The organism is Kocuria sp. CH-021 (assembly GCF_049716185.1).
GTDB classification, from domain to species: Bacteria; Actinomycetota; Actinomycetes; order Actinomycetales; family Micrococcaceae; genus Kocuria; species Kocuria cellulosilytica.
The window spans coordinates 44,969-70,781 of the sequence record NZ_JBNAFK010000010.1 but is presented as its reverse complement, the minus strand read 5'-3'; the positions used below and the strand labels follow the sequence as shown (position 1 = coordinate 70,781).

At 73.6% G+C, this 25,813-nt stretch carries 22 protein-coding genes; 6 read left to right on the top strand and 16 right to left on the bottom strand.

Annotated elements, in window-relative coordinates:
* Positions 1-67: 67 nt before the first annotated feature.
* The 7 genes from ACPYN7_RS09525 to ACPYN7_RS09495 all read right to left on the bottom strand — a co-directional run bounded on the left by ACPYN7_RS09525 (position 68) and on the right by ACPYN7_RS09495 (position 9,891).
* Positions 68-2,626, bottom strand: a complete 2,559-nt coding sequence (locus ACPYN7_RS09525; RefSeq protein ID WP_424347478.1) for an MMPL family transporter — start codon at positions 2,624-2,626, stop codon at positions 68-70.
* 203 nt (positions 2,627-2,829) lie between these two features.
* Positions 2,830-3,492 carry a TetR/AcrR family transcriptional regulator gene (locus ACPYN7_RS09520; RefSeq protein WP_058875069.1) on the bottom strand — a complete coding sequence of 221 codons (663 nt, stop codon included), beginning with the start codon at positions 3,490-3,492 and terminating at the stop codon, positions 2,830-2,832.
* Between the two features lie 64 nt (positions 3,493-3,556).
* Positions 3,557-4,267, bottom strand: coding sequence for an alpha/beta hydrolase (locus ACPYN7_RS09515; protein ID WP_058875068.1), 711 nt, complete (start codon positions 4,265-4,267; stop codon positions 3,557-3,559).
* A 299-nt stretch (positions 4,268-4,566) separates the two neighbouring features.
* Positions 4,567-5,547 carry a helix-turn-helix domain-containing protein gene (locus ACPYN7_RS09510; protein ID WP_424347477.1) on the bottom strand — a complete coding sequence of 327 codons (981 nt, stop codon included), beginning with the start codon at positions 5,545-5,547 and terminating at the stop codon, positions 4,567-4,569.
* Positions 5,501-6,196: a hypothetical protein gene (locus ACPYN7_RS09505; protein ID WP_424347476.1), complete on the bottom strand. Its 696-nt coding sequence runs from the start codon at positions 6,194-6,196 to the stop codon at positions 5,501-5,503. Before ACPYN7_RS09505 ends, ACPYN7_RS09510 begins: the two co-directional genes overlap by 47 nt.
* On the bottom strand, positions 6,193-7,791 hold the full coding sequence (locus ACPYN7_RS09500) for an APC family permease (RefSeq protein ID WP_424347475.1): 1,599 nt from the start codon (positions 7,789-7,791) through the stop codon (positions 6,193-6,195). The genes ACPYN7_RS09505 and ACPYN7_RS09500 overlap by 4 nt, the downstream gene beginning before the upstream one ends.
* A 3-nt stretch (positions 7,792-7,794) precedes the next feature.
* Positions 7,795-9,891, bottom strand: a complete 2,097-nt coding sequence (locus ACPYN7_RS09495; RefSeq protein ID WP_269433320.1) for a primary-amine oxidase — start codon at positions 9,889-9,891, stop codon at positions 7,795-7,797.
* 204 nt (positions 9,892-10,095) lie between these two features.
* Between ACPYN7_RS09495 and ACPYN7_RS09490 the strand changes: the two genes are divergently transcribed.
* Positions 10,096-10,875, top strand: coding sequence for a hypothetical protein (locus ACPYN7_RS09490; protein WP_424347474.1), 780 nt, complete (start codon positions 10,096-10,098; stop codon positions 10,873-10,875).
* 72 nt (positions 10,876-10,947) lie between these two features.
* Entirely contained in the window at positions 10,948-12,123 is a 1,176-nt protein-coding gene (locus tag ACPYN7_RS09485) for a zinc-dependent alcohol dehydrogenase (protein WP_424347473.1), read from the top strand.
* Positions 12,124-12,325: 202 nt separating this feature from the next.
* Here ACPYN7_RS09485 and ACPYN7_RS09480 read toward each other — a convergent pair whose 3' ends face one another.
* Complete coding sequence (locus ACPYN7_RS09480) at positions 12,326-13,609, bottom strand: saccharopine dehydrogenase NADP-binding domain-containing protein (protein ID WP_058875063.1); 1,284 nt, start codon at positions 13,607-13,609, stop codon at positions 12,326-12,328.
* A 212-nt stretch (positions 13,610-13,821) separates the two neighbouring features.
* Between ACPYN7_RS09480 and ACPYN7_RS09475 the strand changes: the two genes are divergently transcribed.
* Complete coding sequence (locus tag ACPYN7_RS09475) at positions 13,822-14,748, top strand: TspO/MBR family protein (RefSeq protein WP_058875062.1); 927 nt, start codon at positions 13,822-13,824, stop codon at positions 14,746-14,748.
* A gap of 40 nt (positions 14,749-14,788) precedes the next feature.
* Here ACPYN7_RS09475 and ACPYN7_RS09470 read toward each other — a convergent pair whose 3' ends face one another.
* Positions 14,789-15,682 (bottom strand): fructosamine kinase family protein, encoded by an 894-nt coding sequence (locus ACPYN7_RS09470; RefSeq protein ID WP_424347472.1) that lies wholly within the window; start codon positions 15,680-15,682, stop codon positions 14,789-14,791.
* Between the two features lie 10 nt (positions 15,683-15,692).
* Positions 15,693-17,774, bottom strand: coding sequence for a glycoside hydrolase family 15 protein (locus tag ACPYN7_RS09465; RefSeq protein ID WP_231738432.1), 2,082 nt, complete (start codon positions 17,772-17,774; stop codon positions 15,693-15,695).
* A 116-nt stretch (positions 17,775-17,890) separates the two neighbouring features.
* Between ACPYN7_RS09465 and ACPYN7_RS09460 the strand changes: the two genes are divergently transcribed.
* The gene (locus tag ACPYN7_RS09460) at positions 17,891-19,246 is read left to right on the top strand and encodes a glucose-6-phosphate dehydrogenase (RefSeq protein WP_424347471.1); all 1,356 of its coding nucleotides are present in this window, start codon (positions 17,891-17,893) and stop codon (positions 19,244-19,246) included.
* Positions 19,247-19,402: 156 nt separating this feature from the next.
* Here the strand turns inward: ACPYN7_RS09460 and ACPYN7_RS09455 are convergent, their stop codons facing one another.
* Positions 19,403-20,311, bottom strand: coding sequence for a PIG-L deacetylase family protein (locus ACPYN7_RS09455; protein ID WP_424347470.1), 909 nt, complete (start codon positions 20,309-20,311; stop codon positions 19,403-19,405).
* 365 nt (positions 20,312-20,676) lie between these two features.
* Between ACPYN7_RS09455 and ACPYN7_RS09450 the strand changes: the two genes are divergently transcribed.
* Positions 20,677-20,898 (top strand): hypothetical protein, encoded by a 222-nt coding sequence (locus ACPYN7_RS09450; protein WP_058873373.1) that lies wholly within the window; start codon positions 20,677-20,679, stop codon positions 20,896-20,898.
* A gap of 94 nt (positions 20,899-20,992) precedes the next feature.
* On the opposite strand, the gene ACPYN7_RS09445 is transcribed toward ACPYN7_RS09450, so the two are convergent.
* Positions 20,993-22,492, bottom strand: coding sequence for an FAD-dependent oxidoreductase (locus ACPYN7_RS09445; protein WP_424347469.1), 1,500 nt, complete (start codon positions 22,490-22,492; stop codon positions 20,993-20,995).
* Between the two features lie 152 nt (positions 22,493-22,644).
* Here ACPYN7_RS09445 and ACPYN7_RS09440 point away from each other — a divergent pair, with 152 nt between their 5' ends.
* Complete coding sequence (locus ACPYN7_RS09440; protein WP_424347468.1) at positions 22,645-23,712, top strand: spore photoproduct lyase family protein; 1,068 nt, start codon at positions 22,645-22,647, stop codon at positions 23,710-23,712.
* Positions 23,713-23,819: 107 nt separating this feature from the next.
* On the opposite strand, the gene ACPYN7_RS09435 is transcribed toward ACPYN7_RS09440, so the two are convergent.
* Genes ACPYN7_RS09435 through ACPYN7_RS09420 form a run of 4 tightly spaced genes read right to left on the bottom strand, consistent with a single transcriptional unit; the run spans position 23,820 to position 25,743 of the window.
* Entirely contained in the window at positions 23,820-24,170 is a 351-nt protein-coding gene (locus ACPYN7_RS09435) for a hypothetical protein (RefSeq protein WP_058873370.1), read from the bottom strand.
* 35 nt (positions 24,171-24,205) lie between these two features.
* Entirely contained in the window at positions 24,206-24,721 is a 516-nt protein-coding gene (locus ACPYN7_RS09430; protein ID WP_424347467.1) for a methylated-DNA--[protein]-cysteine S-methyltransferase, read from the bottom strand.
* Positions 24,722-24,730: 9 nt separating this feature from the next.
* Positions 24,731-25,459: a hypothetical protein gene (locus tag ACPYN7_RS09425; RefSeq protein WP_424347466.1), complete on the bottom strand. Its 729-nt coding sequence runs from the start codon at positions 25,457-25,459 to the stop codon at positions 24,731-24,733.
* A 32-nt stretch (positions 25,460-25,491) separates the two neighbouring features.
* Entirely contained in the window at positions 25,492-25,743 is a 252-nt protein-coding gene (locus ACPYN7_RS09420) for a DUF3253 domain-containing protein (RefSeq protein ID WP_231738283.1), read from the bottom strand.
* Positions 25,744-25,813 lie beyond the last annotated feature (70 nt).

Below are 25,813 nucleotides of genomic sequence, written 5' to 3'. Positions count from 1 at the left end.
GGCGGGCCCCTCCGTCCCGTGCGGGTGGAGGGGCGCGCCGCTCGCGCCGGGAGCTCCCGGCGCCGCGTCAGTCGCGCCGGCCGGCGCCGACCAGCTCGCGCTCGGCGTCCGGGCCCGGCTCGGCCTCGCCCCAGCCGCTCGGACCGGCCGCGGCGGCCGGATCCGCGGGAGCAGAGGTGCGGTCCCGGCGCAGGGAGTCGCCCTCGACGTCCACGTTCGGCAGGATCCGGTCGAGCCGGCGGGGCAGCCACCAGGCCTTGTCGCCGAGCAGGTGCATGACCGCGGGGATCAGCATCATGCGCACCACGAAGGCGTCGACGAGCACGCCGAAGGCGAGGCCGAAGCCCATGGGCCGGATCATCGCCATGTGGGAGAACACGAAGCCGGCGAACACGGAGATCATGATGATCGCCGCGGCGGTGACCACGGCCCGCCCGGCCCGGAGCCCCTCCTGCACGGCGGCCCGCGCCGAGCGGCCGTGCACGAACGCCTCGCGCATCCCCGAGACCAGGAACAGCTGGTAGTCCATGGCCAGGCCGAACAGCACGCCCACGAGGATGGTCGGCAGGAAGCTGAGCACCGGCCCGGGCGCGTGCACGCCGAAGACGCCGCCCAGCCAGCCCCACTGGTAGATGGCCACCACCGCGCCGAAGGCGGCGAAGAGGGAGAGCATGAACCCGGCGGTCGCGACGACCGGCACGAGGACCGAGCGGAAGACGAGCACCAGCAGCAGCAGGGACAGCCCGACCACCACGGTGAGGTACAGCGGCAGGGCGTCCGCCAGCAGCTGGGAGACGTCGATGTTGCCGCCGGTCTGGCCGGTGACGCCGATGCGCACGCCGTGCTCCTCCTCCAGGGCGGGGGACAGCGCGCGCAGGTCGCCGACGAGCTCCTCGGTGGACTCGGCGGCCGGGCCGTCCACGGGCACGACCTGGAAGGCGGCGGTCCGGCGGTCCTCCGACAGCCCGGCCGGGACCACGGCGACGACGTCGTCGTGCGCCATGAGCTCCTCGCCCACGGTGAGCTGGAGCTCCGCGGCCCCGGACCCGTCCGTGCCCTCCGGCAGGTCGGCGACCACGAGCAGCGGGCCGTTGGTGCCGGCGCCGAACTTCTCGTCCAGGACCTGGTAGGTGCGGTACTGGGTGGAGTCCTCGGGCTCGGAGGAGGCGTCCGGCAGGCCTAGGCGCATCGAGGCCGCGGGGAGGGCGACGACGACGAGCGCGAGCACGCCGGCCACGAGGGTCAGCACCGGGTGGCGGGTGGCCACGCCGGGGCGGGGCTCCCCGAGGTGGGCGGGTCGGCGGGCCGCGCGGGTCCGGGCGCGGGCGGAGAGCAGCCGCTCGCCCACGAGGGACAGCAGCGCCGGGGTGAGGGTCACGGCGATCAGCACGGCCACGGCCACGCAGACCGCCGCCGCGGTGCCCATGACGCCCAGGAACGGGATGCCGGTGACGTTGAGCGCGGCCAGGGCGATGATGACGGTCAGCCCCGCGAAGACCACCGCGTTGCCGGAGGTCCCGGTGGCCAGGCCGATGGACTCGTGCAGCTCCGTGCCGGCCAGCAGCTGCTGGCGGTGCCGGTTGAGGATGAACAGCGAGTAGTCGATGCCCACGGCCAGGCCGAGCATGACGCCCAGCATCGGGGTCACCGACATCATGTCCACGGCCCCGGAGAAGGACAGCACGCCCAGGGCTCCGACGGACACCCCGGTGAGCGCCATCAGGATGGGCAGTCCGGCGGCCACGAGGGTGCCGAGCATGGCCAGCAGCACGATCCCGGCGATGACCACGCCGATGACCTCGGCGGGGCCGAAGAGCTGGGAGATGTCCTGGGCGATCTCCAGGGAGTACTCGACCTGCACGCCCTCGAGCTCGGTGCCGTCCACGGCGGCCTGCAGGGCCTCCTTCTCCTCGGCGGTGACGGCCTGCTGCTCGGCGGTGAAGGTCACCACGGCCATGGCCGTGGTGCCGTCCTCGGAGACCGTGCGGGTTTCCTCGGCCAGGGCCATCATCCGCTCGCCGCGGTCGAGCTCGGGCAGCCCCGCCACGAGCTGCTCGCGGTTGCGCTCGAGCTCCGCGCGGGCGTCGTCGAGGGCGTCCTGGCGGGCGTCGAGCTCGTCCAGGACCCGGTCGGGGGCGTCGGCCCGCTCGGCCTGCTCGCGGGCGTCGTCGAGCTTCTGCTGGTTCTCGTCGAGCGTGTCCTCGGCGGCGTCGAGCTGCGCCCGGCCGTCGGCTGTCTGCTCGCGCCCGTCCGCGAGCTGCTGCTCCTGGTCCTCGCGCTCGTCCTGCGCGGCGAACGGGTCCAGGACGCCGTCGACACCCGGGGACGCCTGCGCGGCTTCGAGCGCCTCGCCGATCTGCTCGCGCTGGTCCGCGCTGAACGGCTCGCCGTCCTCGGTCTGGAACACGATCCGGCCGGTGCCGTGGCCGGCGTCGGGCAGCTCGGACTGGAGGCGGTCGGCGAGGCGCTGGGTCTCGGTGCCGGGGACGGTGATCGCGTTGGTCAGCTGGCCGCCGAAGGCCGCGAAGGCGCCGCCGGCGAGGAGCAGGACCGCAGCCCAGGCCGCGACCACGGCCCAGGCGCGGCGGGCGGCGAAGCGCCCGAGTCGGTACAGCAGATGTGCCATGTCTCTTCTCTGTCGGTCGTGTCCGGAGCGTCGTGTCGGACGCGTCGTGTCTGGAACGTCGTGCTTGGAGCGTCGTGTTCAGGAGCGTTGTGTTCAGGAGCGCCGTTCGAGGGAACTCGTGCGCCGGAGGTCGTGCCGGGGGCGGTGTTCCGGGGAGGTCGGGCGCGGAACGCCCTGCCGGGAGCGCGGGCCGCGCGTGCGGGTCAGTCGGCGAACCCGTGGCGCAGGCGGTCCACGGCGGTGCGCAGCAGCCGGTGCCAGGTCATCCGGCTGTCGGGGGTGTCCACCGCACCGGTCTCCTCGGCCCACTTCTCGAAGGCCACGGCCAGGGCGTGGAGCAGCAGGCTCGCGAGCAGGTCCACGGTGAAGGCGGACGCGCCGGGGACCCGGTCGCTGATCTCGGCGGCGAGCCGGGCGGTGAGGGTCTGGAACACCTCGTGCGCCCACACCGCGGTGGTGGGACTGTCCTCGCTCGCGCCCATGAGCCGGGCGATGTGGCACATGGCCGGAACGAGCTCGGTGCGCTCGATGACGTCGGCCAGCTGCTCCAGGACGGCGCCGGGGCTCGGCCTCGCGGGCGGCGGGGTGGCTTCCACGACGCGGGCGAAGTTGTCGACGAACACCCCGAGCAGCTCGGTGAAGCGCGCGTAGACGGCGTCGTCCGCGGAGGCGAAGTGGTTGAAGATCGTGCGCCGGGAGACCCCGGCCCGCTCGGCGAGGTCGTTGACGGTGAAGCGTCCCACTCCCCGTTCCGCGGCGAGGGCCGCGGCGGCGTCGATGATCGAGCGGCGGTTGTGGTACTTCACCGCCTCCCGCCGGTCCTCCGGGGGGCGGTCCTGGGCCGGTTCGGCGGGCAGATTCGTCATAGTTCGTTACACTAGGTGCAAGAGTGCACTCCGTGCAACGTTGCACCGAGTGCAGTGGACCACATCAGGGTGCACCTGGAGTCCCGGACCATCCCAGCGCGTTGGTTGCCCGCCCCACCACGTCCGGCGGCACAGTGTGGCCGCCGTCGAACTCGACGAACGTGACGTCGTGGCCGTCGCGCTCCAGCGCGGGCACGATCCGCCTGCTGGTCCGGCCGATCGGGAGCACCTCGTCCGCGACGCCGTGCGAGACGAAGACCCGCGGCTTCCCCACCCGCTCGGCGGGCGGGACGAAGCCTGGGGAGAACGCCGCGATGCCGCCGAACAGGTCGCCGTTGGCGAGCCCCAGACCGAGGGCGTACGAGGCGCCGTCGGAGAAACCTGCGACGGAAACCCGGCCGGGATCCACCGGCACGAGCTCGAACGTGCGCCGCAGCGCGCGGTCGAGCACGGCGACGTCGGGGCCGTAGTCGCCGCCGACCGCGTCCCAGGTCGTCCCTCGGGAGGCGGGGGCGAGCACGGCGAACCCGTGCTCGCGGGCCGCGCGCCGCAGCAGGTCGAGCCCGCCGCGCGCGCTGCCGCCGGCCCCGTGCAGCGACACGACGAGCGGCACGGACCCCTCCGCCCCGGGGGGCACGTAGAGCAGGGCGTCCCGCTCGTCCGCCACGCCGAGCTCGCGCTCGCCCGGGTCGGCCGGCCCGGTGGGCTCGCCCGCACCGGGGCGGGCCGACAGGGATGCGCGGCCCTGCCGCGCGCTGTCTCCGTCCGGTGGCATCGGCGTCCTCGTCCCCGTGCAGGCGGGAACCGCTGCCGTCAGCCCCAGGAGGGCGCCGGCGGCGAGGAGCGCCCGCCGAGTCGTCATGGAGGCGACCCTACGCCCGATGCTCCGTGCCGCACGAGGTCCATGGTCGGGACATCGGGGGCCGCCCGGACCCCGTTCTCCGAGGCTTTCCCGGATGCCACGCCCCGCACGGACCGCGGCACCGGCTGCCGCGGCGCAGGGCCCCCCGTGCGGCCCGGGCGGCAGAACGGGACGGCAGGACGGGGCGGCAGCACGGGCGTCCTGCCCCGGGGTCAGGCAGGCGGGTCCGCCAGGGCCCGGGCGCGCGCCACGGACGGCGAGACGCCGTAGGCGGCCTTGAACACGCGGGAGAAGTGGGCGGCGTCGGGGAAGCCCCACCGGGCGGCGATCCGCGCCACGGGAACCCCGGCGCTCATGGGGTCCTCGAGCGCGCGCCGGCACCGCTCGAGCCGGCGCGTGCGGACCCAGGTCGAGACGGTGGTGCCCTCGTCCTGGAAGACCTGGTGCAGCCGCCGCACGGAGATGTAGTGCGCCCGGGCGATCGTGGTGGGGTCGAGGTCCGGCCGGCCGAGATTGGCCTCGACCCAGTCGTGCACGCGGGCCCGCAGCCGGTCCTTCTCGTGCGCGGAGGCCGCCACCTGGTCGTCGAGCTCGAGGTTGAAGGACGTGGTGAGCAGGTCGAGGGCGGAGTTGCCGAGCCGCTGGCCGTTCATCCCGGTCAGCGCGTCCATGTGCTCGGCCATCGACGCGAGGAAGGACGCCACCATGTCGTGCACGGCGCCCTCGGGGCCGAGCCGGCAGGCCCGCAGCTGCGCGACGGCGGCCGGCGGGAGGTCGAGGACGCGGTGGTCGAACATCAGCACCAGCAGCCGGGACTCCTCGGGGAACTCCAGGCGGTAGGGCTCGGAGGTGTCGTAGAGGGTCAGGTCCCCGGGGTTCAGAACGCTGCGCCGGCCGTCCTGCTCGACGACGCAGCGCCCCTCGAGCTGCAGGTTCACCTTGAAGCGCCCGCCGCCGGTGTCCCCGGGCCCGGTGGGAACGCGCTCGACCGCGTGCGGCGAGAACCGCAGGTGCGAGACGTGCAGGTTCCCCGCCTCCCGGCCCACGATCCCCGCCCGGAAGGTCCGGGCGGCCGTGGTGGTGCAGCTCAGGGGCACGAAGGAGCGGGAGGTCAGACGCGACCAGTCCCGGATGGACTCCACGAGCTCAGGGCTCGTCGCGGTCCGTCCCGGTCCGGCCGGCGTCAGCCCCATCGCTCGATCCCTCCCTGTCCGGCACGGTGCGGACCACCGGGGCCCGCACCGTGACTGGCATCACATCTGGATCGCCATAATAGACCGGTTGGTAGGTAATTCGCTGTTTGTGTCGTCGCGTCCAGCCGACGGCGAGGGCCGCCACGGCGAGCTCGACCCCCACCACGAGGAGCATGCCGCCGTGGCCCGCCCCGGCGGCGGCCTCCACCGGGGCCGCTCCCCCGTGGTGGGCGTGGGCGCCGTGCGTCCCTCCGGCCAGCAGCGGGAGGAGCAGCACGTGGCCGAGCGCCATCGCGAGGGCCATGCCCATGGTCATCCGCACCGGGCCGGCGGGGTCGCCGGCCCGGACGAGCCCGGCGAGGCAGGACAGGCACAGCAGCGCCATGACCCCCATGAGCACCGACCACCCGGGCCCGTGGGCACCGGCGAGGGCCATCTGCGCGTGCAGGGCGACGGAGGTGGCCACGCCCAGCACGAGCAGCACCCGGAGGAGGTCCGCCCCGCGGCGCGCCTCCCCGGACCGCCCGGCCGACCGGCCCGGTGCCCGGAGGAGGTCCGCCCCGCGGCGCGCCTCCCCGGACCGCCCGGCCGACCGGCCCGGTGCCCGGTGCGTTTCCGGCATCCCGCCCGCCGGCTCCAGGACGGTCACCGCGCGTCCCCGGCCACGCCGGCCGCCTCGGGCGCCCCGGACTGCTCGGAGGCCGCGGACTCCCCCGGAGTCTCCGGCGGTGCCACGGACCCGCCGCCCTCCACGGCGCGGCCCGAGCCGACCCCGGCGAACACCTCGGGCCGGCGGCGGCGGAGGTACTCGCCCCAGAGCAGGCCCGCGAGCCCGGCGGCCAGGATGATCGCCGGCATGACGACGGCCAGGAGGCTGGGCCCCTCGGCGCCGATGAGCACGTCGAAGTTCACCAGGACCAGCAGGAAGACCGTTCCCAGTCCCACCGCGGACAGTCCGGGGGCGATCCAGCGCACCCAGGCGGACTGCCCGTCCGGATCCCGCCGGAAGTGCCCGATGACCGCCAGGGAGGTGATGGCCAGCAGGAAGATCAGCCCGAAGGCCCCCGCGTTGACGAGCCACGTGAACAGGGTCAGCACCGGGAAGAGCGGGCCGAGCTCGGAGCCCTGCCCGGCGATCGCGAAGACCGTCACGAGCACCACGGCGAGCGCGCTCTGCGCGAGGGAGCCCGCCACCGGGGCGTGGTTGCGCTGCCCGACGGCGCCCAGCCACCGCGGGAGCACGCTCTCGCGGCCCAGGGAGAAGAAGTACCGGGCCACCGCGTTGTGGAAGGCGATGAGCGCGGCCAGCAGGCTGGTGATGAACAGGACCTGGGCGATGTCCGCGAGCAGCACCCCGCCGTGCTCGCCCAGGAACACGAACACGAGGTCCGGCCCGTACTCCTGGGAGGCGGCCACGATCCCGCCCGGGCCGACGCCCACGGCCAGGGCCCACGCGGAGACGGCGTAGAACACCGAGATGATCGCCACCGCGGTGAACGTGGCCCGCGGAACGGCGCGCGCGGGGTCCTTGGCCTCCTCGCTGTAGATCGCGGCGGACTCGAAGCCCATGAACGCGGCGATGCCGAAGGACAGCACGGCGCCGATCCCGTAGGTGAAGAACTCGGACGGCATCAGGGGCTGGGCGCTGAGACCCTCCGGCGCCACTCCCAGGGAGACCACGTCGACCACGATCACCACGAGGAACTCGAGGGTGACCAGGACCGCGATGACCTTCGCGGAGAGGTCGACCCGACTGACCCCCAGCAGCCCCACGAGGACGAGCCCGGCGAGGGCGGCCGCCCACCACGGCACCGCGAGCCCGAGGCGCGCCTCCAGGAAGGAGGACAGGACGAAGCCGAAGATCCCGTAGAGCCCGATCTGCATCGCGTTGTAGCTGATGAGGGCGAGCCAGGAGGCCCCGATGCCCTGCCGGGCGCCGAGCCCGTCGGCCACGTAGGCGTAGAAGGCGCCGGCATTGGTGATCCGCGAGGACATCGCCCCGTAGCCCACGGCGAACAGGGCGAGGATCACCCCGAGGACGAGGAACCCGAGGGGCACCCCGAGCAAGCCGGTCACGGCGAACGTGGACGGGACGCCGCCGGCGAGGACGGTGAGCGGCGCGGAGGCCGCGATGATGAGGAAGACCAGCGACGGGACGGTCAGCGTCCGGCGCTCCAGGCCCGTGCTCTCGGTGAGGTGGCCGTGCTCGGCGGCCCGGTCGCTGCGGTTCACGTCAGTGCTCACGGTTCAGCCCTCGCAGCCGCAGTCGTGGGCGGGGCGGGCGCTGCCGTGCTCCCGGCCCGGGTGGACGCCGCCGTGGTCGTGGCCCGTGATGGCGTGGGCGCCCTCCGTGGCGGGCACCGGATCGGCGTGGCCCACCTCGGTGCCGCAGCACGTGCCGCCGGCGGTGGACCAGTCCGGCAGGTCGAGCGCCGGGTTGCGGTCCAGGAAGCCGTAGGGCTTGAACCAGAAGCCGTAGTAGTCCACGGGCATCACCGGCCAGTCCTCGGTGCGCGGGATGTGGGTGGGCCCGAAGGTGTGCCACAGCACCACGTCGGTGTTCTCCAGCGAGCGGTCCTGCTGCACCCACTCGCCGAGGCCCCCGCCGGCGTGCTGGTTGGGGTACACGCCCGCGGGGAAGCGCTCGTCCTCGTCGAAGGGGGTCACCCACAGGTGGTGGGTGGCGAACTGGGCCCGCTTCCAGGCCGAGGAGCCCTCGGCGGCGAGCAGCCGCGGGCCCGGCATGGGGATCAGGTGGTAGGCGGTGGGCTCGCCCACGTGGTTGCGGCGGTTGGGGTTGGTCACGAACCACTTGCGCCCGGTCTCGGCGTTCGCGTCCCGGACGCCCTCGGACTCGCGGGTCACGTCGGTGCGCGACCACGTGAAGGCGTTGCCGTACGGGTTGTCCTCGCCCATGGGGATGCGCACCAGGTTCTCCTCCTGCACGGAGTTCTCCGTCCCGTCGACGGCGACGTCGAGACGGGCACAGAAGATGTGCTGGTGCACCGGCGCCTGGATCCCCGGGGCGATCTCGTTGGAGTGCCGGTTCGGCTTCCCGGGCTCGCACGCGCCGGCGAAGACGATGCCGGTGGCCTTGGCCTCCACCTGGATGGAGCCGTCGAGGTAGAAGTACCAGAAGAAGCCGTACTCGTAGTTGCCGATCGTCGCGAAGTAGCTGATCACCAGCCGGCGGGAGCGGCGCACCTGCGGGGCCTCCCCGAACTCGGTGTGCTTCCAGAGCACGCCGTAGTCCTCCTCGTGCATGCACACCGCGTGCGGGATCTCCATGGGGTGGCCCTCGTCGTCGGCCACGAACGCGTCGAAGTACTTGATGACCCCCAGGCAGTCGCAGCCGAGCTTGAGGGAGTTGGCGTTCTTGCCGAGCAGGTACTCCCCGGCGTCGAAGTAGCTGATCCAGAAGCGGGTGTTCGTGGTGTCCCCGTAGGGCACCACCATCTCCGGCACGGAGCCGCGGTAGAGCACCGAGCGGTCCTCGGGCTGCTCCCCGGTGTCGTCGCGGAAGGTGACCTGGTTGAGCACCAGGCCCTCCTGGGCGTTGAAGCCGATGCGCAGCTTCCAGTTCTCCCAGGTGACGTGGGTGCCGTCAACCTGGAAGGACGGGCCCTCCGGCTGGACGATGTCGAGGGGCTTGAGGGTGGTCCGGGCCGGGCCGACGTGCTCGGGGGTGTAGTTGGCGTCCGCCATGGGCACGGGCACGTCGCCGTCGTCCTCGACCCGGATGACCTCCCCGGCCGTGAGGTCGATGTGCACGATGAGCCCCTCGACGGGGTGGCCCCACGGGTTGTCGCCCTCGAAGCGGCGGTGGAAGGTCAGGGAGCGCATGACCCGCTTGCCGGTCTCGTCCTCCCGCGGGAAGAAGCCGGGCGCCAGCGGGGCCACGAAGGTGTGCGTGGTGTCCTCGATCCCCCGGCGGGCCATGGCCTCCTGCCAGCGCGGGTCGGCCATCACGATCTCCGCGGCGCGGTCGTACTCCTCGAACATGTACTGCGCCTGCCCGTAGGGGTGCTCCCCCGTCCGCAGGGTCTCGACCGAGAGGACCGCACCGGCGGTCACGGAGACGAGCACGCGCCGCGTCTCGGCGGTGTCGGTGTCCAGCAGCGTGATGTCGAGCGACCGGTCGAAGTCGTCGCCGTCCGTGTGCGCCAGGACGACGGACTTCGGGGGCTCAACGGGCATCACCCGGGGGAACCGGGTGGACGGGCGCAGGAGGCCGGCCTGCTCCAGGACGGCGCGGGCCGCGGAGATCTCGGCGGCGGTCAGCATGTCGAGCGGGTGGGTGACCCCGAGCTCGGAGGGCGAGGTGGTGAGAGCGGTCTGCTGCACGGTGGTACTCCTTCGGCGGGAACGGGTGCGACCCCGGGTGGGAACACGATCAGTGTGAGCGCGGACACAGCCCCGGGAGCGGGCCCGAGGCGTTCACTGCACGCGCCGTCAACGGGCGTGCGCGGGCGGTCAAGGGAACCCGGTTCCCGGCGGCGTGGCCTACCGTGGGCCCAGGGACAGGCCGGTGCGACGGAGAGGACAGCAGTGGAACGGGAGGACAGCGCCCGGCGCGCGGACCGGCGGCCGGTCGATGAGGAGGAGCAGCTCGGGCTGGCGGAGGGGCTCGCACACCGGCTCGACCGGCCGATGGGCGTGCTGGGCGTCCTGTTCCTGTTCGTGGTGCTGGGCCAGCTGCTGGCCGAGGACGAGGGGCTCGTGACCCTGCTCAACGTGGTCGGCTGGCTCTTCTGGGCCGTGTTCGTCGGGGAGTTCCTGCTCCGGGCCTACGTGGCCCGGTTCTCGGCCCGGTTCTGGAAGCGCAACTGGTGGCAGGTGCTGTTCCTGCTGCTGCCCTTCCTGCGCTTCGTCCGCGCGCTGCAGGCCGCCCGGCTGCTCCGGCTGACCCGGCTCACCCGGGCGGGGAGCGTGCTCTCGGCCGGGGTGCGCGGCTCGCGCTCCGCGGGGAAGCTGCTGTCCAGCCGGATCGGCTGGCTCGCGGCGGTAACCGGCGTCGTGGTGCTGGTCTCCAGCCAGCTGCTGTACGTCCTCGGCCACTACGCGGAGTACGGCCCGGCGCTCTCCGACGCGGCGATGTCCACCGTCACGGGCCGGGAGCTCGGGGCGCAGGGCGGCTTTCCCCGCGTGCTGGAGGTGGTGCTGGCGCTCTACTCGGTGGCCGTCTTCGCCACCCTCGCCGGCTCCGTCGGGGCGTACTTCCTCCGGGGCGAGGCCGCGGCCGGATCAGAGGCTGCCTCGCAGCCCGGACCGGGGTCCGCACCGGGGTCCGGGACCGGCCACTATGCGGGCCGGGAGAGCGCCGAGTAGGCTGGGGCCGACCGAACAGATCAGCAGGCTGTCCATCCAGCCCGGAGGGGACGGCCCTGAGAAGGAGGATCGATGAAGGCTCTGACATGGCAGGGAAAGCGCTCCGTGAGCGTCGAGGAGGTCCCGGATCCGCAGGTCCAGGAGCCCACGGACGCGATCGTCCGGATCACCTCGTCCGGGATCTGCGGGTCGGACCTGCACCTGTACGAGGTGCTGGGCCCGTTCATGGACAAGGGCGACATCATCGGCCACGAGCCGATGGGCATCGTCGAGGAGGTCGGCTCGGCCGTCACCCACATCAAGGCCGGGGACCGTGTGGTCATCCCGTTCAACGTCTCCTGCGGGCACTGCTTCATGTGCAACCAGGGGCTGCAGTCGCAGTGCGAAACCACGCAGGTCCGCGAGTACAACAGCGGCGCGGCGTTCCTCGGCTACTCGCGGCTCTACGGCTCGGTGCCGGGCGGCCAGGCCGAGTACCTCCGGGTGCCGCACGCCGACTACGGGCCCATCAAGGTCCCTGAGACCGGTGAGGACGAGCGGTACCTGTACCTCTCCGACGTGGTGCCCACCGCGTGGCAGGCCGTGAAGTACGCCGCTCCCCCGGAGGGCGGCTCCCTGGCCGTGCTGGGCCTGGGGCCGATCGGCCAGATGTCCGCCCGGATCGGCCGGCACCTGGGCTACCGCGTGCTCGCGGTGGACCCGGTCGCCGAGCGTCGGGCGATGGCCGAGCGCCACGGCATCGAGACGCTGGACTCCTCGGGCGACGTGGCCGAGCGGCTGAAGGACCTCACCGACGGCCGCGGTCCGGACTCCGTGGTGGACGCGGTCGGGATGGAGGCGCACGGCTCCCACGTGGCCGGCGTGGCGCACAAGGCGGTGGGACTGCTGCCGTCCCCGCTGGGCCGCAAGGCGATGGAGACGGCCGGGGTGGACAAGCTCGATGCGCTGTACACCGCCATCGACGCCGTCCGGCGCGGCGGGACGATCTCGCTCAGCGGCGTGTACGGCGGCATGAAGGACCCCATGCCGATGCTCACGCTGTTCGACAAGCAGGTCCAGATGCGCATGGGCCAGTGCAACGTGAAGTTCTGGATCGACGAGCTCCTGCCGCTCGTGGACGACCCCTCGGACCCGCTGGGCGTGCTCGACCTGGCGACCCACCAGGTGCCGCTGGCGCAGGCGCCCGAGATGTACGAGAAGTTCCAGAAGAAGGAGGACGGCTGCATCAAGGTGGTGCTCAAGCCGTAGCCCCGCCCATCGCGGACGTGCCGCCGGCCCCCGTTCCTCGCGAAGGACGGGGGCCGGCGCGTGCCCGGCCCCCGGCGCTCACCGGCAGTGCCCGGCCGGCCGCGCCGGGCCCACGAGTTCGGCTCGCCCTGTTCAGCCCGACCCGTGCAACCCACCGGGTCCAGTTCGCCCGGTTCAGCCCACCGAGTTCAGCTCGACCTGCTCAGCCCACCGTGATGCGCACCCGGGCGGGCAGCAGGGCGTCGAGGTCGCCGTCCAGGGCGAGGGCGGGCGTGGACGAGCCGAGGGCCGCGTCCGGGACGCCGTGCACCGCCATGCGCAGGGCGAGCTCCGTGGTCAGCCACGGGGTGGTGCCGTAGCCGGGGTTGCCCTGCGCCTCCAGCACGCCGGGGAAGCTGCTCCCCTCGTGGGTGGTGAACGTGCCGCGGGTGGTCCAGGACCAGCCGGTGAGCACGTCGCCCACCGGGCCCGTGCCGACCTGGGGCAGGACTCCCGACAGGACGCCGGCGAGCCCCGCGCGCACCGGGTGCGGCAGGCCGGTGGCGAGCCCGGCGAGCGCCTGGAAGGCGGCCACCGCCTGCGCCGCGGCGAGGCGCCCGGCGCCCCGGAGCCCGCCCGAGCGGCCGACGGCCATGGCCTCGCGGAAGGCCACGGGGCGGGCGGCGGCCCCCGGGACGGGGCTGAGGGCCTGGGTGCGGTGCACCACCGGGGGGTTGATCGCCGCGAGCGGGCTCATGGCCGCGAGCACCCGGCCGTCGGCGGTCCGGGCGCGCAGGCGCAGGGGACTGAACGCACGGACGGCGTCGGGGTCCGCGGCGGTCCCGCTGCCGGGCGCGGGGTCCGGCAGGCGGGCGGCGACGTCCCCGGTGCGGGCCGGGTCGGGGTCACGCAGCACCTCGACGAGGCTCTGCACGGTCCCGCCCGAGACCGACTCCGAGAACCCGGTCCCCGGCGGGGTGCGCACGGAGGTCACGAGGTCCGCGGTGCGCAGTGTCTCGCCGCGGGCGGCGGCGTGCCGGCGGGCGGCGTCGACGAGGACGTCGGCGGGCAGGGCCTCGAAGCCGGCCGTGTGCACCAGGGCCACCCCGGCGGCCCGCGCGGCCCCGTGCAGCTCCCGGTCCGTCCGGTGCACGAGCTGGGACTCGCCCGTCACGTCGACGTAGTGGGTGCCCTCCGCGACGCACGCGGCGAGCACCGGGGGCGCCAGCCGCGTGTAGGGTCCGGCGAGATCGACCAGCACGTCGGCCCGGCGGACGAACGCACGCAGGGAGCCGGGGTCCGCGATGTCGGCGTGCAGGACCTCGGGGACGGGGAGGTCGCGCTCGGCGCACAGGGCGCGCACGCGCTCGGGGTCCCGGGCGCCGACGACGACGTCCACCCCCGCCTCGGGCGCCCGCGCCAGGAGATGGGCCAGCGCCGTGCGACCGGTGATGCCGGTGGCGCCGAGCAGGCCCACGACGGGCCGGGAGTTCTCGTGGGGTTTCATCCGGCCACTCTAGGGGACCGGCTGGGCGGCCGGGCGGGAGCGGGAGCGGGAGCATTCGCCAGGAGCGCCCAGCGCCGCTCCGTCCCTGGTGGCGGTCAGGTCCAGGGCCTACCGTGGCGGTCAAGGATCCGCACTCCGCCCACCTGCGCTCCACCACCTGCGCTCCCTCGGCCATCGCCGCTCGACCGGCGCCACTCGAGAAAGGCCCTTCCGTGACCGCCACCCCTGCCTCCCCCGCCGGCACCCGCCGTACCGACCCGCGGCCCACCACCGCGGACCGCGTCCGTCAGGTCGTGGTCACCGTCAGCGAGATCGCGTGCCTCCTGGGCACCCTCGTGGGGATCGGGGTCTTCGGCACCCGGGTCGAGGAGTCCTCCGGCGGCAGCCTCTCCGCGGACGCCACCCTGCTCGCGCCGGCCGGCACGGCGTTCTCGATCTGGTCGGTGATCTATCTGGGGCTGTTCGCCTACACCGTCTGGCAGTGGCTGCCCTCCCGGACCACGGACCGCCGCGCGCGGGCCACGGGCGGGCTCGCGGCGGCCTCCATGCTCCTCAACGCCGGCTGGCTGCTGGTCACCCAGCAGGGCTGGATCTGGACGAGCGTCGGGGTCATCGTCGCCCTGGTCCTGATCCTGGGCCTGCTGGTGGACCGCCTGACGCGCGTCCCCGGCCGGCGCGGCCCGCTCGACCTGGTGGTGGTCGACGGCACCTTCGGTCTGTACCTGGGCTGGGTGTCCGTCGCGACGGCGGCCAACGTGGCGGCCGCCCTCGTGGCCTCGGGCGTGTCGCAGGAGGGCCGGGGCGCCGAGTGGATCGGCGTCGCCGTCGTGCTCGTGCTCGCCGTGGTCGTCGCCGCGATCCAGCGGCGGGTCGGCGGCCGCTGGGCCGTGGCCGCCGCGGCCGCGTGGGGGCTGTCCTGGATCGCGATCGGCCGGGCCACGGACGAGCCGCGGTCCATGATCGTGGCCTGGGGCGCGGCCGCGGCCGCGATCCTGGTGGTGCTGGCCACGGCGTACTTCCGCCGGCGCGCCGACCTCCCGCAGGATGCCGGCCAGCAGGGAGCAGACCGGCCCGGTGCCGATCAGCACGGGGCCGACCGGGGAGCGGACACCGCCCGGCCGGTGGACGAGCAGCGCTGAGGCCGTCACTCCGGGACGCCGCCGGTCCTGGCGCCGCCGGTCAGCCGCGCAGCCGCAGGAGCGCCCGCACGGCCGCGTCCCCGTAGCCGCCGCCGAACCGGACGGCGTGCACCAGCAGCGGCGGCAGCTGGTACCACGGCACCCGGTCCTGCCAGCCGGACGCGAGCGGGTGCTCGGCGTCGTAGGCGGCCAGGCACTCCTCGTCGAAACCGCCGAAGAGCAGCATCATCGCGATGTCGACCTCGCGGTGCCCCCAGTAGGCCGACGGGTCGATCAGCCAGTTCCGCCCGGCGGCGTCGACGAGCCGGTTCCCGGCCCACAGGTCGCCGTGCACGAGGGTGGGCGGCTCCTGCGGTCCGGCGAGCTCCTGGGCCCTGGGGGCGAGCTCGTCGAGCAGGTCCGCGGCGCGCGGGTCGATCCGGCCGGCCCCGAGCGCGTCCCGCAGCAGCGGGCGGATCCGCCGCTCGAGCAGGAACCCCGCCCAGTCCTGCGTGGGGGACAGGTCCACCTCGAAGGAGCCGATCCGCCCGGGCAGCTCCGGGTCCAGGGCGCCGAAGGCCCTGCCCTGCGCACGGTGCAGGGCCGCGAGCCCGCGCCCGCACTCCTCCTCGGTCCCGGGAGGGCGCCGGCCCGGGGCCTCGTCGATCCACTCGAGGACGATGCCGTCGTCCGTCCAGCGCACGACCTCCGGCACCCCGAGGAACTCCGGGGCGTGCTCCCGCAGCGCGTGCAGGCCGGCGACCTCCGCCGCCATCATCCCGGCGGGCGGGTCCGCCATCGTCTTGGCGAACAGGAGTCCTCCCGCCGCCTCCAGGCGGAAGGCCGACGCGGTGTCGCCGCCGCCGAGAGGCGCCGCCCGTTCCACCCCGAGGCCGTCGACGAGGTCGTGCGGGAGGTCGTGCAGCGGGCCGGCCGCCCGGTCGGAGGTGCTCATGGCGTCCGCCCTACTTCCCTGTGGTCTGGGGCGGGTCGTGGCTCGCGTCCTGGGGCGCGTTCCTCCCCGCGTCCTTCGCCGTCTCCTTCGCCGCGTCACGCCCCGCGTCCTCCACCGCGTCCTTCACTGCGCTCTCTCCCGGGTTCCTCGCCGCGTTCTCCTCCGCGGCGCTGCCGGGGTCGACGTCGGCGCGGGCCCGCGCCCGCACCACGGCGTCGACGGCGCGGATGAACCCGAGGTGGCTGAAGGCCTGCGGGAAGTTCCCGGCGAGCCGCCCGCCGGCGGGGTCGTACTCCTCCGCGTAGAGGCCGAGGTCGTTGGCGTAGCCCACGAGCTGCTCCAGGAGCTCGCCGGCGTCGTCCATCCGCCCGCTGCGGGCGTACTGCTCCACGAGCCAGAACGTGCAGATGAGGAACGGGTACTCGTCGCCCTCGAGACCGTCCAGGCCGGAGGCGGTCCGGTAGCGGTGCACCAGTCCGTGCTCGCCCCGCAGGTCCCGTTCGATCCGGGCCACGGTGCCGAGCATCCGCGGGTCGTCGTAGGCCACGAAGCCCGTGTGCGGCAGCTGCAGCAGCGAGGCGTCCACCTCGGTGTTCTCGTAGGTCTGCGTGAACGTGTTCAGCTCCGCGTCGAAGCCGTGCTCCATGATCTCGGCGCACAGCCGCTCCCGCAGCTCCCGCCAGCGCTCCACCGGCCCGGAGAGCCCGTGCTCCTCGACGGCGCGCACCCCCTGGTCGAAGGCCGCCCACATCATGGCGCGCCCGTGCACGAAGAACGCGGAGGGTCCGCGCATCTCCCAGATCCCGTGGCCGGCCCGGTCGAAGTTGCGCTCGCAGAAGCGCAGCAGGTTCTTCTGCAGCCCCCACGACCACCGGTCCTCCTCCACGCCCGCGTCCCGGAGGGCGGCGAGCGCCAGCATGACCTCCCCGACGACGTCCGCCTGGTACTGGCCCACGGCGCCGTTGCCGATCCGCACGGGAGTCGACTCCTCGTACCCCCCGAGGTGGTCCAGCTCGCTCTCGGGCAGCTGCCGCTCCCCCGCCAGGCCGTACATGATCTGGATCTGGTCGGGGTCCCCGGCCACGGCCCGCAGCAGCCAGTTGCGCCAGTGCAGGGCGCCGTCGGTGAAGTCGTGGGCGACGAGCACCTCGATGGTCAGGGCGGCGTCCCGGAGCCAGGTGTAGCGGTAGTCCCAGTTGCGGCTGCCCCCGAACTCCTCGGGCAGCGAGGTGGTGGGGGCCGCCACGATCCCTCCGGTGCCCCGGTGGGTGAGGGCCCGGAGCACGAGCAGCGAGCGCAGGACCGCCTGCTCGTGGCGCTTGTGCGTGCTCACGTGGGAGGACCACTCGGTCCAGAAGGACACCGACCGGTCGAGGGCGGCGGCGGGGTCCACGGGGACGGGCAGCCCGTGGTGGGACTCGTGCCAGGTCAGCACCCAGTCGAGGGACTCCCCCGCCGAGAGCGGGAAGCGCCCGCCGAGCCGGTCGGCGACAGCGCCCTCCTCGTCGTCGGCGTGCCCCGGTTCCTCCGGATCGGTCCTCTCGAGCGGGTCGGCGCGGGGGAAGTCCTCGGGGTGCAGCATGGGCCCCGTCAGGAGCAGGGCGTCCGGACCGGCGATCGACAGGTGTCCGCACGTGCCCTCGCCGTCGATGTCGACCCGCCGGGTCCAGGGCAGGGCGCGGCCGTAGTCGAAACGGATCCGCAGGTCGTGCTCCACCTCGACCGTTCCCGAGACGCACTCGACCCGCCGGACGAGGTCGGCGTGGTCCGGGTGGTCGTCCCGGGCCGCCACCGGGGGCAGGAAGTCGGTCACCACCACGGTCCCGGTGGGGGTGCGCCACGTCGTCTCGAGCACGAAGGTGCGGGGCAGGTAGCGGCGCGAGGTGACCTCGCCGTCGACGGCGGAGATCTTCCAGCGCCCGTCCTCGGGCGTCCCGAGCAGGGCCGCGAAGACGGACGGCGAGTCGAAGCGGGGGAAGCACAGCCAGTCGACGCTGCCGTCCCGGGACACGAGAGGCCCGGTGTGCAGGTCGGACAGCAGCGCGTAGTCCTCCAAGGGGGTGGACGGGGACAGGGTCGCGTCGTCGCTCATCCACCCATTCAACCAGCCGCGGCCCGTCGTGCGCCGGACACGGCCCCGCCACCGTCGCTCGGCGACGACCGGGGCCGGCAGCACGGGAGGCGCGGCTCCCGGGGTACCGTGCAGACATGACGAGCATCAGGACCCTGATCATCCTCGGCGCCACCGGCGACCTCACGTCCCGCCTGCTCCTGCCGGGCCTGGGCACGCTCCTGAGCACGGCCCCGGAGCTGCGGATCGACGTGGTCGGCTCCTCCCGGGAGCCCGCGGAGCACTGGGAGCAGGTCGTGGCGGAGGCCTTCGACTCGGTCGGCGCGACCGGACCCGCCGCCGCGCACACGCGGGACAGCGCCCGCTACGTGCCGGGCGACGTCACCGACGCCGGCGACCTCGAACGCCTCCTCGACGGCGTGGAGGGTCCCGTCTGCCTGTACTTCGCCCTGCCGCCTGCGGTCACCGCGCAGGCGTGCGAGGTCATGGCCGGGATGGAGCTGCCGGAGGACCTGGTGCTGGCCCTCGAGAAGCCGATCGGCTCCGACACGGAGACCGCCCGGGAGCTGAACCGGCTCGTGGGCCGGCTCGTCCCGGAGGAGCGGACCTTCCGGGTGGACCACTTCCTGGGCATGCCGGCGGTGCTCAACTTCGTGGGGCTGCGCTTCGCCAACCGGCTGCTGGAGCCGCTCATGAGCCGGGAGCACGTGGAGTCCGTGGAGATCGTCTTCGACGAGACCCTGGGCCTGGAGGGCCGCGCGGGGTTCTACGACGCCACGGGAGCGCTGCGGGACATGATCCAGTCCCACCTGCTGCAGGTCATGGCCCTCGTCATGATGGAACCGCCCTCCTCGTTCGACCAGGTGGAGATCCCCACGCTGACCAGCCACGTGCTGCGGGCCGCGAAGCTGTGGGAGGGCGACGTCGCGGCGGCCGCGGCCCGGGGCCGCTACACCGCGGGCAGCGTGGACGGCCGCGAGCTGCCCGACTACACGGGCGAGGACGGGGTGGACCCGGAGCGCGGGACGGAGACGTTCGCGCAGCTGGTGCTCGAGGTCGACACGTGGCGCTGGAACGGCGTGCCGGTCACCCTGCGCTCGGGCAAGGCGGTGGGCAACCCCCGCCAGGAGATCGTCATCACGTTCCGCCGCCCGCCGCACGACTACGAGCAGCTGCCCCACTCGGGCGACGTGGCGCCGAACGTCCTGCGCATGGGTCTCGAGGAGGAGCAGCTGAGCCTGGAGCTCAACGTGGGCGGACCCTTCGACTCCCGCGGGATGACCCGGGTGACGCTCTCGTCCGGAATGGCCCGGCCCGGCCTGACCGCCTACGGCAGCGTGCTGCGGGGCATCCTCGAGGGCGACCACACCTTCAGCGTCCGCGGGGACGCGGCGGAGCAGGGGTGGCGCATCGTCGAGGAAGTGCTGACCGCCTTCGACGACGGCCGGGTCCCGCTGCTCGAGTACCCAGCCGGCAGCTCCGGACCCGTCTGAGCGGGTCCGCGCCGGCCGGCGGCTCCCGTCGTCGGGATCCCTCCCCGGACCCGCTGGGCGCCCCGCCGGGGTCTCCCCCGGGGACTTCCGCCGGAGTCCCCGGCGACAGGCCGCGGGGTGCCGGGACGCCCTGGGGACGCCCCGGCACCCGAGGGGTCAGAGGTCGCCGATGGCGGAGCCGAGCAGGCGGACCGGCTCGAAGGCCTCCGCGTTGGTGTTCTTGGCCTGGGCCCCGCGGAAGGCGGCCATGCCGCGGACCCGCCCCGGGGTCATGTAGGGCTTGCCGGCCTGGTCCCGGTGGGAGAGCACGGCCTCGACCTTGACGTCCACGTAGCCGTCGATGTCCACGAACACGGACGGGTCGAAGTCGCGGGTCACCGACGGGGACTCGAAGCACAGGATCGAGTGGTGGGCCCGGGCCGCGCGCAGGGTGGCCTGGTGCACCGCGTAGTGGTCCTGGTGCTGGTCGTGGGCGGAGTGGGTGAAGATCACGTCCGGCTCGAACTCCCGGATCGCGGCCTCGATGGCCCGGACCATGTCGTTGCTGACGGTCTCCAGCTTCGTGTCCGGGAAGTCGTGCACCCGCAGGCCCGTGAGCCCCAGGAACGAGGCGCCGCGCTGGGCCTCGGCCGGGCGCAGCCCCACGTTGCCGCCGACCTCCCCGGAGCTCATCACCAGGCCGCGGACCTCGTGGCCGGTGTCGACCAGCTTGGCCAGGGTCGCCCCGCAGGCGAGCTCGAGGTCGTCCGGGTGGGCCCCCACGGCCAGCACCCGCCGGCGCTCGACCACGGTGGTGGCGGGGATCCGCCGCTCGGCGATGATGAAGCCGAAGGTCCCGGTGGCGACCAGGGTCGCCACCGCGATCGCGTCGCAGACCAGGGTGACGGGCATGATCGTGGCGCACCACAGGTTGAGCACCAGCAGCACCGAGTAGACGACGACGATGGCCCGGCGCAGCGTCCTGGCGCCGGCGATGAACCGCTTGTGCCGCGTGTAGGCGGCGTCCGACAGGACGTAGACGAGGACGACGGTGCTCAGCAGAGCACCCACGACGGATGGCAGCATGTTTTCCCCCCAGAGAAGATCGGCCCGGCCCGGATGCTCCTTCGCTCCGGGCCGAGGACGCCACCGGCCCCCCGACCGGTTCGACGTCCACCCGCCGCGGTGGTGGCCACCAACGGAACGGGTATGGATCAGTTTGCATGAGGAAACAGCTTTTTGCATCCGCTAATGGGCTCTCGGGCGACCCCACATCTGCCCACATCGCCCTCCACCCGCCCGGCGGCGGAGGGCGGCGGCAGGACCCCGGTGCCCGTGGAGATCTTTATAGTCAGCCTGCTTTCCTATTGCCCCGTTTCGTGTGAGACTGGGCGGACACCGCTCGACGAGCTCACCGTTCACGGTGACCACCACAGGAAAGAGGTACATCCATGATCAGCACGATCCAGAACCTTGGTGTCCGCAGCGAGCACGCCTACGCGGCGGGCTTCGCCTCCATCGGCCTGTCCGTCCTCTCCTGGGCGGCCAGCCTCGGCAAGAGCAAGTCCAAGCCCCAGGCCGACCGCTGGGGCCTGTTCGTGGGCGAGTGGACCCCCACCTTCTTCGCGATCGGCATCGCCCTGAAGCTCGAGGAGACGTCCTCCAAGAAGTAGCCCCCTCCCCGGCGCGGCCGACGGCGCGCGGCCTGCAGGAGGAACGGCGGCCCCCAGCATCGAGGTGGGGGCCGCCGTCACGTCCGGGCCCGGCTCAGTGGCCGGCGCGGGGCAGGTCCTTCACGGCAGGGCCCTCGAGCAGGGACCCGTCCGCGGCGAAGCGGGAGCCGTGCAGCGGGCAGTCCCACGAGCGCTCGGCGTCGTTCCAGCGCAGCACGCCGCCGAGGTGCGTGCACACACCGGAGATCTTGCAGGTGGTGCCGTCCACGGTGGACACGGCCACGGGGCGGCCGTGCTCGCGGCCGACGACGCCCTGTCCCTCCGCGGGCGCCTCACCGGGCAGCTCCTTGAGCTCGGCCTTGAGCCAGTCCTTGGGCGCGTTGAGGCCCACGCCCGCGTTGACGCGCAGGGCGGTGAGGATGTCCGACGGCGAGGTCACGCGCCGGCCCAGCGTCTCGGCCCACGGCACGCTGCCGCCGAGGATCTCGGCGTTCAGCGCGATCGCGGCGGCGACGGCGTTGCTCATCCCCCACTTGTTGTAGCCGGTGGCGAGGTAGATGTTGCCGCCGCCGCGGGGCAGGGCGCCGATGAAGGGCACGAGGTTGACCGACTGGTAGTCCTGCGCCGCCCACGCGTGGGTGCGCTCGGCCCCGGGGAACCAGCGCTGCGTCCAGGACTCGAGGTCGTCCACGGCGGCCTGCGGGGAGGGGGAGCGGCCCACCACGTGGTCGTTGCCGCCCACCAGCAGCAGCTCCTCCCCGTCGACCGGCACGGTGCGCAGGGTCCGGTCGGGGCTGTCCGCGGTGATGTACATGCCCTCCGGGATGGACCCCGGCGCCCCGGGCACCCGGTAGGTCAGGGCGTAGGAGCGGTTCGGGGAGAGCTTCGCGAAGTACCCGCCGCGGTCCAGGACCGGGGTGCCCGTGGCGAGCACGAGCCGGTCGGCCTGCACCGATCCCTGGGAGGTCTGCACGGTCAGGGGCGAGCGCACGCCGGCGCCGGTGATCCGGACGCCCTCCACGAGCGTCCCGCCGCGCTCCCGCAGTTCGGCCGCGAGGGCGCCCAGCACCTCCATGGGGTGGAACTGCACCTGGTCCGCCATCGTGATGGCGCCGGAGACCTTGTAGGGCAGGCCGGTGTCCCGGGTCCAGTTCACGTGCAGGCCGGCGATCCGGGCGGCCTCGAGCTCCTTGCGCAGGGCGGAGGCGCCCTTGGACGTCGTGGCGTAGGTGTAGGCGGCGCGGCGCTGGAACGGGACCTCCCGCTCCTCGAGGAACCGGACCAGCCACTCCTGGCCCTCCCGGTTCGCGTCCGCGTAGGCGCGCAGCACCTTGTCCGACTGGTGCCGGTGGATCTGGGAGAGCGTGGTGCCCTGCAGCAGGGACAGCTTCGCCGTCGTGTTGCCCGTGGTGACGGCACCCACCGAGCGGGCCTCGAGCACGGCGACCCGCTGGCCCGCACGCGCGAGCAGCACCGCGGTGGTCAGCCCGGTCAGCCCGGCACCCGCGACCACCGTGTCGTAGTGCGCCCCGGGGACGAACTGGTCCGTCGCGGTGGACGGCACCTCGTACGTGTCGAGCCATACGGATTTCATGGAGAAGCTCCCTCGTGATCGCTGCTGCCGGAGTGGTCGTCGCGGTCGGACCCTGAGGCCATCCTGTCGGCCGCCCGGTGCGAAGTCCACTGTCCATCTCCGGTGAGCGATCCCCGCACCGGCTGTCGGAGGCGATTCCTAGACTCGTCCCCATGCCCCCGGAACCGTCCATGGTCGACATCACCCGCATCTACTACGAGCCGGCCGCCGCCGAGCTGCCCCGGGGGCGGGAGGTCCTCGAGCGGTGGCCCGACGCCACCCTGGTGGAGGTCCCGAGCCACTGGCAGATCCCGGAGCTGCACGGGGACGAGACCAACGCGCGGCGGTGGGTGCGGATCAAGCGCGAGGCCCTGGTGCTGGGGGTCAAGAAGTCGCTGGCGGCACGGCCCAACGGCCGGTCGGCGGACTTCATCGCGCCGTCCACGGCCAACGGGTGCGCCATGGCGTGCGCCTACTGCTACGTGCCCCGCCGGAAGGGCTACAGCAACCCGGTGACGGTCTTCGCCAACATCGAGCAGATCACCGGCTACCTGGACCGGCACATCCGCCGGCAGGGCACCAAGCCGGAGCCCAACCAGTGCGACCCGCACGCGTGGGTCTACGACCTCGGGGAGAACAGCGACTGCTCCGTGGACGCGCTGCTCAGCGGCAACGTGCGGGACCTCGTGGACCTGTTCCGCCGGCACCCCACGGCCAAGGCGTCCTTCGCCACCAAGTACGTCAACCGGGAGCTACTGGACTGGGATCCGCAGGGCCGCACCCGGGTGCGGTTCTCGCTGATGCCGGCGCACCTGGCCAAGCTGACCGACATCCGGACCACGCCCGTGCCGGAGCGGATCGCCGCTGTCGCCGAGTTCGTGGCGGCCGGCTACGAGGTGCACGTGAACTTCTCGCCGGTCATCGTCACGGACACGTGGCTGGAGGACTGGGCCGAGCTCTTCGAACAGCTCGACGACGGCCTGAGCGCGGCGGCCAAGGAGCAGCTGGCCTCGGAGGTCATCTTCCTGACCCACAACGAGCAGCTCCACGAGGTGAACACGCAGTGGCACCCCAAGGCCGAGGAGGTGCTGTGGCGCCCGGACCTCCAGGAGACCAAGCGCTCCCAGAACGGGGCCCTGAACGTGCGGTACCGGTTCCGGGACAAGCAGCGGTACCTGGAGCAGTTCCTGGACCTGCTGCACGAGAAGCTGCCGTACTGCGACGTCCGCTACGCGTTCTGAGCCGACGTTGCGCTACGCGCCGTCTGCGCCCGATTCCTGTGATCCCGGTCCGAGCCCGTCTGCCACACCCGTCCTCCGGGCTCGCGGACCGGAAGAGGACCTCTGCGTCACGCCACCCGGGGGTCGTAGCCGTCCGACGGACGGGAGACCGTGGTCAGCAGGAACACCGAGTCCTCCAGAGCCTCCACCGAGTGGCGGGAGTCGGTGAGGGACAGCAGCTCTCCGGCGGTCAGCTCCTCGGCGAGCTGACCGCGCTTGAGCACCCGGACCCGGCCGCGGAGCAGCTGAAGCGTGGCGGCGGGCGGGGAGACGTGCTCGGCGAGCTCCTTGCCGGCGCACAGCGCCATCACCGTCTGCCGCAGCACGCCGTCGTGGACCACGAGCTCCGCGCTGCGCCCGGCACCCGACGCCCGCGCCTTCTCGAGGTTGGCGGTGGCGAGGTCGTCGAGGCGGGTCATGGGTCCTCCTGGTGGGGCGTCGGCGGGGCGGGGTGTCAGAGCAGCGCGCCCTCGAGGCGCAGCAGGTACTCCTTGCGCTCCATGCCGCCGGCGTAGCCGGTCAGGCGCCCGTTGGCGCCGATGATCCGGTGGCACGGGACCAGCAGGCTGACGGGGTTGCGGCCGTTGGCGGCCCCGACCGCCTGGGCGGCGCGGGGCACCCCGATCGCGCGCGCGACCTGCCCGTAGGTGCCGGTCGTGCCGTACGGGATCCGGGCGAGGGCGTTCCACACGCGCACCTGGAACGGCGTCCCGTGGAGCACGACGTCGGCGTCGAACTCCTGCAGCCGCCCCGCGAAGTACTCACCGAGCTGCTCGCGGACGTGCGGGAGCAGGTTGTCGTCGCGCTCCCCGAAGGAGGCGGGGACGGGCCCCTGGCGTGCCCCCTCCACGGAGAGCGCCACGAGCGCGCCGGACTCCTCGACGAGCGCCAGCGGGCCGATCGGCGACTCCACGACGGCGTGACGACGGACGGTCGCGGTGGTGGGTGCCGGGCCCAGTCTCAGTCCCATGGGCTGATTCTACGCCCGGCGCAGCTGCTCCCGCGGAGTGCGAGCCAGGGTGTAGGACGGCTCCCGCAGCCGGTAGGTCCACTCGTAGTTCTCCGCGCCCGTGGGGACGTTGAGCAGGGGGTCGAAGCGCTCGTCGTTCCCGAACGGTGCGCCGGGAGCGAGCTCGACCGTCCCGAAGCGCTGCCACGGTCCGACGGGTGTGGCCCAGTGCAGACCGACAGCCCAGGGCTCGGCGGCGACGGCTGCCCGGAAGCGGTCCGGGCGGGCCGGCAGGCGCTCCGCCCTCGGCTCGGGGTGCGCGGCGACCAGCACGGGCCCGTCGAGGCCGCGGTAGGGCATGAAGGAGGCGAAAGCACCGTCCGGCACGTGCCGGTGGAAGGTCGGCACAAAACGGGAGAAGCGCCCGCTGCCGGCGGTCGCGAGGAGGATGTCGGCGCGGCCGTCGCTGCGGCCCTCCATCTGCCCGGAGGGCGGCACAGGGCAGCGCAGAGCGAGGCCCAGGATGTCGGGCCACCCGTGCGGGAAGCCGAAGGAGCGGGAGAAACGGGCCCGGACAGGGTCCTCACCGGCGTCGTCGATCCAGTGGATGCCGCTGCTCCCGCCGCCCGTCCGGGTCAGGACGCCTTCGAGCCCGACCCCTTCCGAGTGGATGGGCCGGTGGGCGCGGAACTGCTTGAGCAGGACGAACGGCGCGCGGGCGGCGGACCCGAGCAGGGTGCTGATGGGTGCGGTCGTCATGGCCCACACGCTACCCGGGGCTCGCGCCCGGGTCAGCGGAGCCGGACGCGGATCGGCCCGCGAGCCGTCCTGCCGTCGACGGGGCGGCCGCGCTGGGTGATGTCCGCGAGCCCGTCGTCGGCCAGCCGGCAGGCCTCCTGGCGCACGTCCTCCATCAGGTCCCGCCAGCCGTCCGGGGCCAGGGCGCGGGCGGCCTCGGAAGGGCAGACGGTCTTCTCGGGTCCGCGGCGGCGCAACAGGTCGAGCAGCACGGAGCGCATCTCGGCGGACGACGGCGTGGTCACGGGCGGCTCCTCTGCGTGCGGGTCCGGTCCGGCCCGGACGTCCGTCCGGTCAGGAGCGCGGTCACGTCCC

Coding starts and splice junctions, on each gene's coding strand:
- ACPYN7_RS09525 (WP_424347478.1), bottom strand. CDS start 2,626: ATGGCACATCTGCTGTACCGACTCGGGCGCTTCGCCGCCCGCCGCGCC.
- ACPYN7_RS09520 (WP_058875069.1), bottom strand. CDS start 3,492: ATGACGAATCTGCCCGCCGAACCGGCCCAGGACCGCCCCCCGGAGGAC.
- ACPYN7_RS09515 (WP_058875068.1), bottom strand. CDS start 4,267: ATGCCACCGGACGGAGACAGCGCGCGGCAGGGCCGCGCATCCCTGTCG.
- ACPYN7_RS09510 (WP_424347477.1), bottom strand. CDS start 5,547: ATGGGGCTGACGCCGGCCGGACCGGGACGGACCGCGACGAGCCCTGAG.
- ACPYN7_RS09485 (WP_424347473.1), top strand. CDS start 10,948: ATGAAGGCTCTGACATGGCAGGGAAAGCGCTCCGTGAGCGTCGAGGAG.
- ACPYN7_RS09480 (WP_058875063.1), bottom strand. CDS start 13,609: ATGAAACCCCACGAGAACTCCCGGCCCGTCGTGGGCCTGCTCGGCGCC.
- ACPYN7_RS09470 (WP_424347472.1), bottom strand. CDS start 15,682: ATGAGCACCTCCGACCGGGCGGCCGGCCCGCTGCACGACCTCCCGCAC.
- ACPYN7_RS09465 (WP_231738432.1), bottom strand. CDS start 17,774: ATGAGCGACGACGCGACCCTGTCCCCGTCCACCCCCTTGGAGGACTAC.
- ACPYN7_RS09460 (WP_424347471.1), top strand. CDS start 17,891: ATGACGAGCATCAGGACCCTGATCATCCTCGGCGCCACCGGCGACCTC.
- ACPYN7_RS09455 (WP_424347470.1), bottom strand. CDS start 20,311: ATGCTGCCATCCGTCGTGGGTGCTCTGCTGAGCACCGTCGTCCTCGTC.
- ACPYN7_RS09450 (WP_058873373.1), top strand. CDS start 20,677: ATGATCAGCACGATCCAGAACCTTGGTGTCCGCAGCGAGCACGCCTAC.
- ACPYN7_RS09445 (WP_424347469.1), bottom strand. CDS start 22,492: ATGAAATCCGTATGGCTCGACACGTACGAGGTGCCGTCCACCGCGACG.
- ACPYN7_RS09440 (WP_424347468.1), top strand. CDS start 22,645: ATGCCCCCGGAACCGTCCATGGTCGACATCACCCGCATCTACTACGAG.
- ACPYN7_RS09435 (WP_058873370.1), bottom strand. CDS start 24,170: ATGACCCGCCTCGACGACCTCGCCACCGCCAACCTCGAGAAGGCGCGG.
- ACPYN7_RS09430 (WP_424347467.1), bottom strand. CDS start 24,721: ATGGGACTGAGACTGGGCCCGGCACCCACCACCGCGACCGTCCGTCGT.
- ACPYN7_RS09425 (WP_424347466.1), bottom strand. CDS start 25,459: ATGACGACCGCACCCATCAGCACCCTGCTCGGGTCCGCCGCCCGCGCG.